Source organism: Dactylosporangium vinaceum (genome assembly GCF_019904175.1).
GTDB classification, from domain to species: domain Bacteria; phylum Actinomycetota; class Actinomycetes; order Mycobacteriales; family Micromonosporaceae; genus Dactylosporangium; species Dactylosporangium vinaceum.
Map to the genome: position 1 here is coordinate 3,844,354 of NZ_CP061913.1, position 15,304 is coordinate 3,859,657.

The 15,304-nt window shown below is 71.3% G+C and carries 11 protein-coding genes; 4 read left to right on the forward strand and 7 right to left on the reverse strand.

Features of this window, described 5'->3' with window-relative positions; all coding sequences use genetic code 11:
* The first annotated feature begins 181 nt into the window (after positions 1-181).
* Positions 182-1,813, forward strand: coding sequence for an integrin alpha (locus tag Dvina_RS17255; RefSeq protein ID WP_223103488.1), 1,632 nt, complete (start codon positions 182-184; stop codon positions 1,811-1,813).
* A gap of 181 nt (positions 1,814-1,994) precedes the next feature.
* On the opposite strand, the gene Dvina_RS17260 is transcribed toward Dvina_RS17255, so the two are convergent.
* Positions 1,995-3,275: an exonuclease domain-containing protein gene (locus tag Dvina_RS17260; RefSeq protein WP_223103489.1), complete on the reverse strand. Its 1,281-nt coding sequence runs from the start codon at positions 3,273-3,275 to the stop codon at positions 1,995-1,997.
* On the opposite strand from Dvina_RS17260, the gene Dvina_RS17265 reads away from it, so the two are divergent.
* Complete coding sequence (locus Dvina_RS17265; RefSeq protein ID WP_223103490.1) at positions 3,274-3,438, forward strand: hypothetical protein; 165 nt, start codon at positions 3,274-3,276, stop codon at positions 3,436-3,438. The two genes, Dvina_RS17260 and Dvina_RS17265, sit on opposite strands and share 2 nt — an antisense overlap.
* Before the next feature lie 35 nt (positions 3,439-3,473).
* Here the strand turns inward: Dvina_RS17265 and Dvina_RS17270 are convergent, their stop codons facing one another.
* The 4 genes from Dvina_RS17270 to Dvina_RS17285 all read right to left on the reverse strand — a co-directional run bounded on the left by Dvina_RS17270 (position 3,474) and on the right by Dvina_RS17285 (position 7,492).
* Positions 3,474-4,430, reverse strand: coding sequence for a DUF6745 domain-containing protein (locus tag Dvina_RS17270; RefSeq protein WP_223103491.1), 957 nt, complete (start codon positions 4,428-4,430; stop codon positions 3,474-3,476).
* Between the two features lie 728 nt (positions 4,431-5,158).
* On the reverse strand, positions 5,159-5,350 hold the full coding sequence (locus tag Dvina_RS17275; RefSeq protein ID WP_223103492.1) for a hypothetical protein: 192 nt from the start codon (positions 5,348-5,350) through the stop codon (positions 5,159-5,161).
* Between the two features lie 304 nt (positions 5,351-5,654).
* Positions 5,655-6,308 carry a response regulator gene (locus Dvina_RS17280; RefSeq protein ID WP_223103493.1) on the reverse strand — a complete coding sequence of 218 codons (654 nt, stop codon included), beginning with the start codon at positions 6,306-6,308 and terminating at the stop codon, positions 5,655-5,657.
* Positions 6,305-7,492, reverse strand: coding sequence for a sensor histidine kinase (locus Dvina_RS17285; RefSeq protein ID WP_223103494.1), 1,188 nt, complete (start codon positions 7,490-7,492; stop codon positions 6,305-6,307). Before Dvina_RS17285 ends, Dvina_RS17280 begins: the two co-directional genes overlap by 4 nt.
* A gap of 312 nt (positions 7,493-7,804) precedes the next feature.
* Between Dvina_RS17285 and Dvina_RS17290 the strand changes: the two genes are divergently transcribed.
* Positions 7,805-9,613 (forward strand): serine hydrolase domain-containing protein, encoded by a 1,809-nt coding sequence (locus Dvina_RS17290; protein WP_223103495.1) that lies wholly within the window; start codon positions 7,805-7,807, stop codon positions 9,611-9,613.
* Between the two features lie 161 nt (positions 9,614-9,774).
* Positions 9,775-12,636: a tetratricopeptide repeat protein gene (locus Dvina_RS17295; RefSeq protein WP_223103496.1), complete on the forward strand. Its 2,862-nt coding sequence runs from the start codon at positions 9,775-9,777 to the stop codon at positions 12,634-12,636.
* 279 nt (positions 12,637-12,915) lie between these two features.
* On the opposite strand, the gene Dvina_RS17300 is transcribed toward Dvina_RS17295, so the two are convergent.
* Both Dvina_RS17300 and Dvina_RS17305 read right to left on the reverse strand, forming a co-directional pair.
* Positions 12,916-13,092 (reverse strand): hypothetical protein, encoded by a 177-nt coding sequence (locus Dvina_RS17300; RefSeq protein WP_223103497.1) that lies wholly within the window; start codon positions 13,090-13,092, stop codon positions 12,916-12,918.
* Positions 13,093-13,237: 145 nt separating this feature from the next.
* Positions 13,238-15,262, reverse strand: a complete 2,025-nt coding sequence (locus tag Dvina_RS17305; RefSeq protein WP_223103498.1) for a tetratricopeptide repeat protein — start codon at positions 15,260-15,262, stop codon at positions 13,238-13,240.
* Positions 15,263-15,304: the final 42 nt, after the last annotated feature.

The following is a 15,304-nucleotide window of genomic DNA, read 5'->3' on the forward strand; positions in this document are numbered from 1 at the left end:
GCACGACGATGGACCGGCGCGGGATCGATCGGACTATGGAGCGCCCATACCTGTCGCCATTCCGCGACAATCGTCGATGTTTTGGTAAAAGGACGCAGACCGGGCGGCCGCCGCGGCGTCGAATGGTGCCCTCCGGTCCGGTGCGTCAGGCGCCGGACCCTGGCACGAAGGGAGAGCTGCCTTGCGAACTCTGCGCAGGAGGGCCGCCACCTTGCTCGCGCTGGTGGTGACGCTCGCCGCGGCGACGGTCCTGGCGGTGGACGGCCCGGCAGCGGCCACGGTGACCCCGCCGATCTGCGGGCCGGGCGGCGGCGCCGGCGACTTCAACGGTGACAATATCGCCGACCTCGCCATCGGGGTGAGCGGCGAGGCCAACGCCACGGGCGCGGTCGACGTCACGTACGGCTCCGTTGACGGCCCCGGGGCGTCTAGCCAGCTCGACCAGCACTGGACTCTCGCCAGTGACGGCGTACCCGGCGACAACCACATCGGCAACGAGCTCGGCTCGGCGCTCGTGGCCGGCGACTTCAACGGCGACGGCTACGACGACCTGGCGGCCGGGGCGCCGCAGGCCATGGTCGGGGCGTTCACCGGCGCCGGCCAGGTCCTGGTGCTCTACGGCTCCCGGGACCGGCTGACCGCGACCGGCAGCCAGCTGCTCACCCAGAACATGAACGGGCTGGCCCCGGGGGCCGCCCAGACCGGCGACGAATTCGGGCACGCGCTCGCGGCCGGCGACTTCAACGCCGACGGCTACGACGATCTCGCCGTCGGCGCGCCCGGCGATGATGGCGGCGCCGGGACCGTCCAGGTGATCCCCGGCTCCGCCGCCGGGCTCTCCGTCATCGGCTACCGGACGTGGTCGCAGGACTCCGGCAGCATGGAGAGCTCACGCGAGTCCGGCGACCACTTCGGCTGGGCGCTGGCGACCGGCCGGTTCGACGACGACCGGTACACCGACCTGGCCGTCGGCGTCCCGGACGAGGACGACGACGAGTTTCGCGACATGGGTGCCGTCCACGTCATCTACAGTTCGCCGGGCGGCCTTACCGACGCCGGCAATAAGCTGTGGCATGCCGACCTGGCCGGCATGCCCGGCGACGCTGAGACCGGCGACCACCTGGGCAGATCCCTCGCGGCCGGCAACTTCAACGGCGACGACACCTGCGACCTGGCCGCCGGCGTCCCCGGCGAGTCGGTGGTCACCTCGTCCGGCCGGTCGTACCCCGCCGCGGGTGCGGTCCTGGTCCTGTACTCCGACAGCGGAGGGCTGTCGCCGTTCGCGGACGCAGCACCGCAGTACTGGACCCGCAACACCACTGGCATCGAGGGCGACCCCGTGGACTCCGCGCAGTTCGGCTACTCCCTTGCGGCCGGCGACATCAACGGCGACGGCTACTGGGACCTCGCGATCGGCGCGCCCTTCGACGACGTTACGGGCCATGACGAGGCCGGCACGGTGAGCGTCATCTACGGTTGGTACGTGGATGTCGGCCTGGCCACGGTCCTGAAGGTCCCGGTGTGGAGCCAGGACTACGCCGACAGCACCGGCGCGGTCGCCGGGGTGGCCGGCAAGGACCACCACTTCGGTTCCGCGATGACGATGGGCAACTTCAACTACGCCCAGGGCACGAACAAGGACCTCGCGGTGTCGGCACCCGGCGACAGCGGCAAGGGCGCCGTGATGGTCCTGTACGAGTGGAACAACAAGCTCCAGGTCGAGCCGCCCGCGTTCGGCACTATCCGCATCACGCGGTACGGCACCTGGGGCACCGCCCAGGCGGGCGACCTCTTCGGCGAGAGCCTGTCCTGACGCCGGAGTTGCGGGGGTGTGCCGTGCGCACCCCCGCAACCTTGCCGGGCTCACGGGTAGTTCACGACCTGGCGGAGCGCGGTAGATTGCTGACGCGGGTGATGGTCGTGGTCCCAAGCTTGCTCCGCTGGAACTGAGCATCCTCGAAACCGTTGCCGCATACTGTCAACGAATCAATGACTCAAGACACTAGCCGTGTGTGCCGCCATACGGCCGGCATGCCAGGCGCGCCCCGCTGAGTTCGGTCCCACAGGTGTCGGATGGCCACCGGGTGCCGGTCGCCGGGATGGACGCGCTCGGAGGTGTACGGGTATCTGGCCCACCGGACGAGCCGCCCGCTCACCAGGTCGACAACCATCAGGGTCCGCTCACGGCCGGCGGGTGAGCGGGGCGCCGACGTCCGGAAGTCCGACGTCGACAGTTCCAGCGCATGTGGCTCCCACGCGACGACCACGCGGTCGGCGGCCATCGAGTTGGCCAGCGCGCCCATCAGCGCGACAGAAAACGAGTCGTCGTGTCCGATGTTGTTCGCCAGGACGCGGATCGACGTGAAGTAGGGATGCGCGTCCCGGGTGTCGTTGACGATGTGGAGTTCGGGGCGGAACGGTTGCGGGCCCTTGGTCCGGAGGCTGTGCTCCCAGTCGGTGCGGATCTTGTGGTGGATCGCCTTGATGACCTTCTGGTCACGGGTGTCGGTGACGACGTAGGGCCGCATCGGCCAGGCGCCGTCGACGGCGCCGGCAGCGGCACTGCCGGCCGCCGTGCGGGTCCAGTCGATCTGCGCACGGTGCAGTGCTGCCGCGGTCGGGCGGCCGACCTCGGTCGGGTGCCGCTTGGCCAGGCGCCACGCCAGTCGTGCGGCGGCGAGCGCGTCCTGCACCGGGTCGTGGTCCGCGCCGTGGCGGACGTCGTAGTGCCGGCACGTCGCAGCCAGGCTCCGATCGCCCTCGCGGCGGTCCAGGGTCCGGTCGATGACGTGCGGGTCGACGACCGGGCCGGTTACGGCGAGGCCGGCGCCCAGATGCCGCCGCAGCTCACGGTCCAGCACGGTGAGAGCGGGGGCGATGTCGAAGCCGATCACCGCCCGGCCGGACCCCCAGGCACCGCCGAGCCGGTTGGCCAGCTGTTGCAGCGCTTCCGCCGGCCGCAGCCCGTGGGCGCGGACCTGCGCGGTGGTGATCCCGTGCACCGCGCTCGCCTCGGCCGGAATCGGGACACCAGGATCGACGAGGACGTCGAGATTGGCGATCGGCGTCTTGTCGCCCACGAAGGCCAGGGCGATCGCGACGATCCGGGCCGTCTCCAGGTCACCGCCGGTCGTCTTGATGTCGAGCCCGCAGAGCGGACCGTCGGCCCAGCCCATGAACGGGCCGTCCGGCCCGCCGCGACCCCGCCGGGCACCGCCGGTCGACCCGCAACCGGCCCCGGCCCGGGTCGGTCGACGACCATGCCATTCGCTCATGACGATGCATTATGTCAACGGGTCCGCCACGCTCGGCAACACCGCCCGCACCCGATGGCCGGCGCGCCACATCATTGGCGGCGAGTGGCTTCTGGAGCGCCGCGAGCTGGATCTTTTGCCGCTTGCCGGCACTGCCCACCGACATGGCTGGTCTCGATGGTGAATGGAAGGTGGGCCGACCAATCCGACGCTAACGGCTCATTGCGGCCCGGCCTGCGGTCTGCCGTGGCGGACGTCGTACGTGGAGCCGTCGGCGAATACCAGGGCCGGTCCGTCGTCGCGATGCAGGCGAAGCGCCTCGCCTCCGAGAACGACCGGTCTTCCGCGGCCGTCCGCCGGCTCGGCCGACATCGATACCGGTCGGCGCGACACGACGCACACGCCGGTGCGGGGCCACCACCAGCCGGCACCACAGCGGCCCAGGCCGGCGATCTGGCCGAAGAGCCGCACGTAGCCGGTCGCCTCCTCCAGCGGACCCAGCAGGCCCTGCCGCAGGAGCGCATCGTAGAAGCCGACCCACATCGCGGCGGTCCACGCCTCACAGGGCGCCGGCACCGAGGCGTCGGAGATCAGTGCGTCGCGTAGCGACACCCGCAGCAGCGAGTCCGCCTCGTAGCCGTGGGCGCACTCGATCGGCGGCGCGTACCAGTCGGAGAGGGTGACGCCGAACGGCTCGGCGATGTCCGCGAGGAGGTCGACGTCGGCGTCGGTGAGGTCGAAACCCACGTGGTGCAGCAGGGCCGCGTCCATCCAGATCACGTGTCGCGGGTGCACCCAGCCGGTGATGCCGCGGGGCTGGTTCGGCCTGGGCAGGACGTCACCCGCCTGCTCACCGAGCTCGTCCAGCAGCCGCGCCGCCGCGCGCGGGGAGTCGACCCAGGCAATCCGCGGCGCTGGAGTATCCAGATCCTCGTAGGCCGACCGGATCACCGCCTCGGTCGCCTCCAGGTCCAGCGGCCAAGACACGGCGGCTGTCGTCCGCCATTCCTGCGCCAGACGGGTGACCAACTCGGCCTGCTCCGCGTTCAGCCTCATCCCTGCAAGGCTGCCACAGGGTAGCAAGCAGGTGCTGTTGCGTTGGCGGTTCGCATGATCGTTGCACGCTTGTACGGTGAAGCGTGCAATGAGTTCCCCCTCGGTTTTGCGGAGCTTCAAGCATGATCGACTGATTATGGGGAGGAAGTATCCGTGGCCGCACCGAAGAAGTATCCCGACGGGCTCAGAGCGCGTGCCGCGGCAGATCACGCGACGCTCCTGTGACCGGCAACATGAGACTCAGCGGGCAGGCTCCGGCGCCGCTCAGGAGGGTTAGCTCGCCACGACCAGCGGGCGGGCGGTGTCCTCGTCGGGGCGCTGGTCATCGAGGTGGACGTACAGTTATCCCGTCCCGCCGGGCGGCCGCGGATTTCCACATCGATGCCGTGTACGGCGAGGACGACCAGTTCCTTGGTGTCGTCGCTGCCGGTGCCGGGGTCGATCTCGAACGCGCGCAGGTCCAGCCGGGTGAAGTTCCTGCGCGGCGATGAGGGCCGCGGTCGTGTGGCGCGGCCCGAGTGTGCCGGACCGGGCCTGGCCGGCGGCCGTGTGTAGCTCGGCGATCGCCGCGGCGAACGTCGTCACGTCCTCCTTGCTGGACGTGGCAGGGCAGGTCGGGTCAGTGCGGGTCTGCGAGCGGCCTGCAGGTGGTGCGGCGAGGCCGGCCGCATAGGTGGTGATGAGCTCGCAGGCGATCGCGGTGATTGTCTCGAGGACCGCGGCGGCCGACGCGACCGTCCCGTCGCCTCCGGCCATCGACAGGTCCGGCCGCCTGGTCCTGTCGGTGGGTTCCGGCGCCAATGGTGGCGGTGGATGCATCGGTTGGCCTGGACGGGAGCTTGCCGATGTCACGGATGTCGAAGGTCGGCGATCCGCAGGGATTCTAGAGGCGGGTTGTCCGGTCGGGGGATCGCGGCGAAGTACCGTGTCAGTCGGCACACGGTCCGCGCGGCGTTGACGTGGACGTGGTCACGGCCGCGCAAGCCGTTGCCGCCGCGGGCGTCGAAGCTGGATCCGTTCAGGCCGGTGATCGACGGCATGCCCCCCGCCGACCTGGACGCGCCGCACAAACAACGACACACGGCGAAACGCATCTGTGACCGGCTGATCGACGGTCAGCATATGCGGGGTGTCGTGCCAGGTCGTGCGCGGCTACGTCGCGGCGCGAGCCGAAGATCCGGGCCGAGGCCGTTCGCGGCCCGGACGCGGTGTTCGTGGCGCAGACGCACCAGCCGGGCGCGGAGGCCGAGGTCGACTTCGGCGAGGTCGCGATCATGCTGCGCGGTGCGCCGGTCACCTGCACCGCGGGCGAGCGATGCGGCGCGGGCTGTGCGGCGGGGACCTTCAGTCGATCAGACCCGCGCGGTATGCGGTGATCGCCAGTTGGACCCGGTTGGTGGCTGCGACTTTCTCGAAGAGGTGCGTGACGTGGCTCTTCACGGTCGCCTCACTCATGCGCAGGTACTCCGCAATCTCTGCGTTGGTCGACCCCCGTCCGATCTGGACGAGGACTTCGCGCTCTCGTTCGGTGAGCCCGCCCAGCCGGGCGAGGGCTTCGCGCCGGCGGCGGGTGCGGTCTTCGGCGGTGAGCCTTGTGATGACTTGGCGGGTGACGCTCGGCGACAGCATCCCGTCTCCCGCCGCCGCGAGGCGTACCGCGCGCAGCAGTTCCGCCGGCGGCGTGTCTTTGAGCAGGAAGCCGCTGGCACCGCACTCCAGGGCCTGGAACACCTCGTCGTCGGTGTCGAATGTGGTCAGGACGACCACCGACGGTGGGTTCGCCCGGGCCCGCAGCGCCGCCGTCGCGGCGACACCGTCCATCGTCGGCATGCGGATGTCCATCAGCACGACATCCGGACGGTGCCTGGCCACCGCCGCTAACGCTGAGCGGCCGTCTTCCGCGTCGCCGACGACGGTCAGGTCGTCGGCGGTCTGCAGAATGAGCCGCAGTCCCGCCCGCACCAGCGCCTCATCGTCAACGAGGAGCACCGAAATCATCGGGTTTCCCCGTCCCGCGACGCTTCCACTGCGAGCATTCCCGGCACGGCCTGCGGCGACGAACCCACTGCGGAGGAATGCGATGCCGGCGAACCGGCCGCGCTCGTGGACGGCGGAGGTTCGGATTCCCCGGCGGGCACCGCAACCGGCAGCTGCACTCGGAGCCTCCAACCGATCCCAGCCGGACCAGCGGTCATCGTTCCCCCGACAAGGCGCACCCGCTCCGCCAACCCTACCAACCCCGTTCCGGACCCCGGCAGGTCCAGCGTCGCCCCGGTCACCGGATTGACCACGGTGACCGCCACCCCGTCGGCCGACCGTTCGATCGTCACCGTCACCTCCGCACCGGGCGCGTGCTTCCGCGCGTTTGTCAGCCCTTCCTGCACGACACGCTGTACCACCCGCGTCGCCGAAGCCGGTAACTGCCCCGCACTGTCGCGCACCACCACGCGCTGCCCGGCCGACCGTGCGTCGGCGACCACCGAGTGCAGGTCGACGTACGGCTGCGCATCCGTCTGCAGCACACCGAGCACCACACGGAGTTCGGCGAGCGCCTCGCGGGCGGTCACCCGAATCAGCCCGGCACCGTCCCGGATACGTTCAGTGCCGCCGTCCGCCGTCAGTTCCAGCGCCCCGGCGTGCAGGGCGATCAGCGAGACCCTGTGCGCCAACACGTCGTGCATCTCCCTGGCGATTCGGGCGCGCTCCGCCGCGCGGGCGCTTTCGTCGCGCAGCACCCGTTCGGCATCGGCCCGTTCAGCACGCTCACGCCACGCCTCCCGGAGTGCCCGGCGTGTTCTGACATGGACGCCAAGCCCGACGGTCGCTGCCGCCACGGCGGCGGCGAACTCGGCGTCCCACCAGTCCAGTCGCCCGGCACGGACCGAGTTCAAGCCGGTCGCACCGGCCCAGCCGACCGCCACCATGGACCAGGCGAGGCGGCGGGGCCCGTAGGCCCCGGCGGCGAACAGACCGGAGAGCAGCGGCCCCTCGCTGCCCGACAGCGCGTAGCCCAATGCTCCGATGACCGCGGCGACGTGGGGGTGGCTCCGGCGCCACCACTGGGCGAGCGCGGCGAGCGTGCCCGCGGTCCCGACGACCGGCGAGGGCAGCGGCGACCACGGCGTCTCGACTGCCAGCACGGTGAGCAACAGGCTGGCGCCTACGATCAGCGCGTCGGTCACCCGCGGACCGGTGAGCCGCGATCGTACCGTTCGCCAGGACGTCAACCGCATGCATCGCAGCGTAGACGCGCCCCGCCCCGGCTCACTCCCCACTCAGGTCGATGCTGTCCTGCGACTTTAGTCGGAGCACGGCGTCGACTGCGCGGCGATGCGACCGGGACCGATCGGCCGCAACACTGGCTCGACCACGCCCGCGGCCAAGGAGGACCTGTGCATTCCCAACGCGACTCGACCCCACCATCCGTCCATGGCGGAGCATCCCGCCGTTGGCAGCGGCCAGCCGTGCGGAGGCCGGTGGGGGGTGTCGGCGCGGTGCTGCTGCTGGCGGCGGGTCTGGTGGGCTTCGGCGCCGCTCCCGCGCACGCCGCGCCGCCCAGTTGCGCCGCGCTGAGCACCACCACGGCCGCAGCGTTCTTCGAGGGCGAAATGCCGAAGCGGTTGCGTAGCTCAGGGACGCCAGGGGCGGTCGTGTCGGTGGTCTCCGGCACGACCGTCGCTTACACCCACGGTTTCGGTCACGCCGACGTGGCCGCCGGCACCCAGATGAATCCGGAGCGAACGCTCGTGCGTATCGCGTCGATTACGAAGTTGTTCACCGCGACGGCCGTGATGCAGCAGGTCGAAGCCGGCCGCCTCGACCTGGACGCGGACGTCAACACATTGCTCACCACGTTCCAAATCCCGCGCACCTACCCGCAGCCGATCCGGGTGCGCGATCTGATCAACCACACCGCCGGCTTCGAAGACCGCATCATCGGCACGGGCGCCCGCACCGCCGACGACGTCGTACCGCTCGGCGAGTACCTGGCCAAGAACGTCCCGGCGCGGATCCGTCCACCGGGGGTGGTGTCGGCGTACTCCAACTACGGGGCGGCATTGGCCGGATATCTCGTGACGAAGGCTACCGGCGAGCCGTGGGACACCTACGTCCAACAGCATCTGCTGACGCCGTTGGGCATGACGCACAGTACCGCGTCCGAGCCCCTACCCGCGGCGCTCGCTGCAGACCTCGCGAACAGCTATGACGAGGACGGCACGCGCGTTCCGTTCACATTCGACCTGCTTGCGCCGGACGGCTCGGTCAGCGCGACAGCGTCGGACATGGCCAAGTTCATGATCGCGCATCTCAATCATGGTGAGGGCATCTTGAAGCCGCAGACCTCTACAGTCATGCAAAACCGCTCGTTCTCAGCCGATCCGAGGGTCGGCGGGTACGCGCACGGCTTCATGGACCGAGTGCTGCACGGCCATCGGGTGTTGATGCACGGCGGGGACTGGGAGGGGTTCGAAAGCGTGCTGCTGCTGGTACCCGACTGCCGGCTTGGACTCTTCGTGTCGCTCAACTCACTTGAAGGGGCCGGCATGCTGAGTGAGGTCGTCGACGGGTTCCTCGACCGGTTCGCCCCGGGGTCGGAGCCGGCGGCGTCCGGATCGCAGCAACCCGTGGTGCCGCAGGCCGGCTTCTACGCCCCGACCCGGCGCAACGTCACCGGCATCGAGAAACTGCTCACGCTGCTCGAGCTGGAGCGTTTGACGGTGACCGACTCCGGCACCCTCCGTTTCAAGAACAAGACGTGGACGCCCGAGGGCGACGGCGCCTATCGGGCGGGCGACGATCATCTGGTGGCGGTGGACGATGGCCAGTACGTGGTGACCGACGGGTCCGCGTTCGAGCGGGCGAGTCGCGCGGACACGTTGCCGTTCAACCTCGTGGTGCTGGCAGGATTCGCGGTCGTGGCGCTGAGCGCACTGGTGGTTCCCGTGGCCGCAGTAGCGCACAGGATACGTGGCCAAGCGGCGGGTGCCCGTTCGTGGCGGCTGTCACGCGCGATGGCCACTCTGGCGGTCCTCTTGGGGCTCGGATTCCTGGCCGGGCTGACCACCGCCCTGCTCGGAAGCACCAGCGCGTTTCTCGCCGGCCCGCCCGCCGGCCTTCGGGCCCTGCTCGCCGTGCCGATCGTGGTGTTTGCGCTGGGGCTCGCCGCTGCCGGCACCAGCGTCGCCGGTTGGCGTCAAGCGGGCGTCGCTGCACGGGTCCATCAGGCAGTGCTGCTGGCGGGGATCGCGGCCATGGCGTGGTTCTGCTGGCACTGGAACCTGATCGGCTGGCAATTCAGCTGAGGTAGGAAGCCGAGCCGGTCCGGCCGCCTCGGGCCCGGACCCTCCACGTATCTTGACGCGGTCCTGCGCGGTGACCTCGAGGCGGCGGGCGTCCTGCCGGTCGCGTCGTCGCCGGTGTCGCGGGCCTCGACGTCGACGACGGGCGCGGCTACCGTGGTGTCGTGCGGGGCTTGCGATCGGGCTATGCCGATTTTCTACGCATCAAGTTCGAGGAGACCGGCGATCCGGCCATCCTGGCAAGGGCGATCGAGCTGGCCCGGTCCGTTGTGGAGTCCGCGAAGCCGGCCGATCGCGACTACGCTCGCTACCTCACCCATCTGGCGAACGCCCTGCAGGCCCGGTTCGTCGCGCGCGGCGACCGGGACGACCTCGATCAGGCACTCGCGCTGCGCCGACGGTCGCTCGACGCCCCGTCGGCTCGCGCCGCGGACCGGCCGACGCTGACGGCCAACCTGGCGACCACACTGATGGTCCGTTTCGAGTCCGCCGGTCACCCGGCCGACCTGGACGAAGCGATCACGCTCGCCGAGATGCTGCCGGGCCCGCGAGCTGGCGATCCGGCCGGCGCCGGGCTGACCGCCAACCTGGTCAACGGGCTGCGGCTGCGGGCGAGGCGGACCGGGGCCACAGCCGATCTGGACCGGGCGGTGACGCTGGCCCGCTCGGCGATGCACGCGACGCCGCAGCGGGCGGCGCACCGGTCGCGGCTGGCGCTCGCATTCGGCAATGCGCTGATCGGCCGGTTCGAACGCACCGGTGCCGGCGAGGACCTCGCGGACGGCATCACGGCGCTGCGGATCGCCGCCGCCGGCGAGAAGGTCAACGCGCTCGAGCACGCCTCGTGCTTATCCTCGCTCGGCGCCGCCCTGACCATGAGCTATCTCGGCGACGGCCCGTTCGACGACCTCGTCGATGCGGTCGAGTGCTTCCGCGAGGCGCTGGCGATCACCCCGGCGGACTACCCCGACCGCCGCCGTGTCCTGACCAACCTGAGTTTCTCGCTGCGCCTCGGCGCCGAGTCCGACGATGAGCCGCTGCCCCTGATCGCCGAGGGCGTGCGGGCGGCCGAGGAGGCCCTGGCGCTGACGCCGGACGACCATGCCGAGCGCGGCACGATCCTGGCCAGCCTGGCCAACCTCTACGGGGCCAGATTTACGACCACCGCCGACCGTATCGACATCGACCGGGCCCTCGCGGTGGACCTCGACGACGACTTCTCGCACGCCGCCCTGCTCGCCGCGCGGTTCCAGGCGTTCCAGGATCCGGCCGACCTCGACCGGGCGATCGAGCACTACGACGCGGCCAGCCGGGCCGGGGTTACGCCGCTGGGGCTGCGCCTGGTCGCGGCCCGCCGCGAGGGTGAACTGATCGCCGAGCACCGATCGCTGGCCGACGCGGCCAAGCCGTACCGCCGGGCCACCACGTTCCTGCCCGCGCTGGCCTGGCCCGGCATCAACTACGCCGACCGGCAGTCGTGGCTGGCCTCGCACGGCCTGCAGCTGGCCTGCGACGCCGCAGCCGCCGAGCTCGCGGCCGGCCCGGCCGCCGCCGCGCTGGAAATCCTGGAGACCGGCCGTGGCGTCACCTGGACCCAGCTGCTCAACCTGCGCACCGACCTGGGCAAGGTGGCCGACATCAGCCCGGCGTTGGCCCTCGCACTCCAGGAAACCCGCCGAACGCTCGAGGAGCTGTCCGCTGGTGCCCGTCAGCAGGCCGCCAGGCCGCCGTCGCGCGCCGTGCCCGAGCCCGACCTGGCGCAGTCCCTGAACGAACGCGGGACCCGCCTGACCGAGGCGGGGCGGACGGCTGAGGCGGTTCCCCTCTTCGCGGAGGCCGTCCGCATCCTGCGCCGGCTGACCGCCGCCGACGCCTACTTCGAGCCCTACCTGGCCGCGACGCTGTTGAACCTGGCCCTGAGCCTGGACAGTGCCGAGCGCACGGAGGAGGCGCTGGCCGCAGGCACTGAGGTGGTCGGGATCTACCGCCGCCTCGCCGCGACCGATCCGGCCGGCCACGACGCGGCACTCGCCAGGGCGCTGCTCACGGTCAGCATCGCGCTATCCACCGCCGGCCGCGCCGATGAGGCCGTCCCCATAGCCCGGGAGGCGGTCGACATCAGGCGGCGACTTGCCCGTGCCGATCCCGCCGAGTTCACCGGTGAGCTAGCCGTCTCGCTGGCCACGCTGGGTATGCATCTGGTAATGACCGATCGGCTGGAGCCGGGCCTGGCCGCGATCTCCGAGGCCGTCGGCATCTTCCGCCGCATCAACGCCGACGACCCCGATGCCTACGGCCCACAGTTCGCACACGCGCTGTACCACCGCATCCGGACACTCGACGCGCTCGGCCGTGCGGACGAGGCGTGGTCGGCCCGCAACGAGTCGATCGCCCTGCTCGAGCAGCTCGCCGAGGCCGACCCCGACACCTACGAGGCCGACCTGGCACGCATGCTGGCCGAGCTCGGCCATGCCTCGACCGACCTGGGCCGCCACGAGGAGGCGCTCGCCACCACCGAACGGGCCGCCGAGCACCTACGGAGGCTGGCCGCCGCGGAGCCGCGCCATCAGCGGGCGCTGGCCGGCGCGCTGATGGATCTCGGCAACTGCCTCGCCGCGGTCGGCCGCCACGACGAGGCGCTGGCCGCCACCGACCGGGCCGTCGAGGTCTCTCGCGGGCTGGTCATCCCCGACCCGGCGGGTCTGGCCGGCGCTCTGGCCAACCGCGGCATGACGCTGGCCGAGCTCGGCCGCCACACGGAGGCGGTCACGGCGGCCCGGGAGGCCTTGGAGCTCCGCCGCGGGCTCGCCGGCGCCGACCTACTCGTCGCGTGTTCCCTCGAGGAGGTCGGCCGGTACGAAGCGGCTCTGGGCCGGCTCGATGCCGCCGTCGCCGTCCAGCGCGAAGCCGTCGAGATCTGGCGGCAGTTGCCGCAGGAGCAGGACGAGCTGTTCGCCGCACAGGCCGTGCTCGGCCGGATGCTGCGGCAGAGCGGCCACCGGCCGTCCCGCCCGGCGGGCGAGTAGCCGTCCTCAGGTCGGCGGTCGCCACCGACCCGGAATCGGAATCGGGCGGCCCCTAGCCGGACAACGCCGGACGTTCGGTTGGAACCGGCCCTCGGGCTTTCTCGCCGTGAGCACAGTCGCGTTGGATGAGTTCATGATGCCCGGCAGCCCCGACCGGTTCACGCAGGATGTCGATCGTCGTATGGCCCTGACTCGGGAGCGGGACGGGCGGTTGAACAGCAATGCGACCCCGCGGCAGCGATCGCGTTCCGGCAGCAGGCCCGCTACCACCACGGGCGACTACTGCTGGCGGACGATGACCGCCTGGACGAAGCAATAGCGGTCCTTCGTGATGCGCTGCAGCCGGAAGGCGACGATCTCCGGACCCTGGTCGCGCTGGCGAAGGCCATTCGCACCATGGTCGAGCGGCGAAGGCTCGTGGAGGCCGCGGGGTATCTCGTCCGCTACGTCAACCACAGCGCCCCGTTCGGCGTGAACGGCGACCTTGCTGGCTTTCTCATCGAGCGGCTGAAACCTCCGATCGGGTGACGGCAGTGCCGTGGCTCACCTCGTCGCCACCCCGAGGGGGTTTCCGAGGTGCCGCTCCTGTCAACCGGCACCCCTACGCCGCCGGTCGGTCCAGACCGGACCGCACGGCGCCGAGGCGGGCCGCCAGCTCGGGCACCGCGGAGCGCAGTCGGCTCAGGTCGGTACGCGTGTCGAGCAACTGTGCCCAGCCAACGGCCCGGCCCGCCTCCAAGGCCACGACCGCACCGCGCGGGTCGTCTGCGGCGATCGTGCAGGCGCCGGCGTCGCGCGCCACACCGTCCGCGCTCACGAGCGCGTCCTCGGCGCCGGCGCGGCTCAGGCCCCGCCACGCGGACAGCGGCAGCAGGCGCACGGCGGCGGTGAGCCCCTCGGCCGCCTCCGGCCAGCGTTCCAGCGACGCGGCGAAGTCGCCGAACGCGTCCGCGCAGCGCAGCCGGGTTGCGGCCGGTGCCGTTCGCGATGCCGCCCCCTCGCGCCACATGTGCAGCGCCCGATCGGCGTCGACGCCCGAACCCGACACCAGAAAGCGCGCCCGCAGGGAGATGCCGAGATTGGCCAGGACCGTCGACCGGTCAGGGTGGCCGGCGGGAAACACGTCGACGATCGCCTCGGCTGCGGCGATGACCGCATCCAGGTCACGCGCCTCGCCGGACCGCTCCGCCCGGCGCAGCAGCACTCCGGCGAGGTTCGTCAGGTAGCGAGCACGGTATGGGTGGTCGACCGGCGCGGTGCTCACGGCCGCGCGCGCCGCCGCAAGCGCCGCGTCGAGGTCATCCGGATCACCGGAGTCGGCATATCGCGCGTCCAGCGCGGTTGCGAGATGCGACAGGTACATCGGCCGACCCGGGTCCGCATCCGGTGCCAGGTCCAGGGCCGCCCGGCCGATCGCCACCGCCTCGTCGACATCGACCCGGTTCCGCAGCCGCTCGAACCGTCCCGCCAACGCCGCTGCGAGATACGACAGCACCTGGGCCCGATTGGCGTGGCCGCCCGGCACCATCCGCTCGGCGCCGCGGGCTGCCTCCACGGCCGCGTCGAGGTCCGCCCGATCGCCCCGACTGGCGTAGCGGGTCTGCAGCATCACCGTGAGGTTCGACAGGTGGCGCCCCAGGTCCGGATGGTTACCCGGGACGAGCCACAGCGCCTCGCGGACGGACGCGACCGCCTCGTCCAGATCGGCCGGATCGCCCCGCCAGCCGAACCTGACCTGCAGCGAGCCGCTGAGGTTGCCGAGACACTGGACACGGTTCGAATGGCCGGGCGGGCAGCGCTCCAGGGCCGCCCGGCCCACCGTGACCGCCTCGTCGATATCGGCCGGCACGCCGAAGCGTTCGAACCGCATCCGTAGCGCGAGCCCGAGGTTCGAGAGGTGCCCGGCCCGTTCCGCAGCAGCGGGATGCAGCCCGTCAACCGCGATCCGGATCGTGTCGACGGCGCCGTTGAGGTCGGCCTCGTCACCGTCGCGGAGATAGCGGGCCTGCAGCCGCGCCCCCAGGTTCGCCGCATACAGCGCCCGCTCCGGCCCGGCCGGCGTGCACTCGACGGCGACCTCTCCGGCCAGGACGGCGTCATCGAGGTCCTGGCGACCGCCGCCGCGCTCGGAGCGCAGCCGCAGCGCCATGCCAAGGTTGTTCAACACGTCGCCGCGCGACGACCGTTCGATGTCGATCATCTGCAGCACCTGGCGGAACAGGCTGATCGCCCGGTCCAGCGCAGCCGGATCGTCGCGCCCCAGACACCGCTCGAGCAGGTCGGTCCCCTCGTCGCACCAGTCGTCCAGCTCCGTATCGGCGATCAGAATCTCCGGCACCAGCTCCGGCCACTCGGGGGCGATCACGTCGAACAGCGACTCTGCGGTCGCCCGCTCCGCGTCGCCGACGCCGTCGGGCAGGGACCAGAACCGGCACCAGTGGAACCAGGCCAGCGCCGCCATCGGCTCGATGTTCATGGTCCGCAGGCCGGACTCCCCGGTCCTGGTGGCGGCCTCCCACAGCGCGAAACCTTCGTCGGTGGCCGCCTGGCCCAGGAGGTGGACCGGGCTGCCCGTGATCGTGTACAGGGTGACTCGGCGCCGGACCGCTGCCAGGAGTTCGTCCACCCTTGCGACCGTACCGCCACGAGGCGCCTCACTACAGTGGGC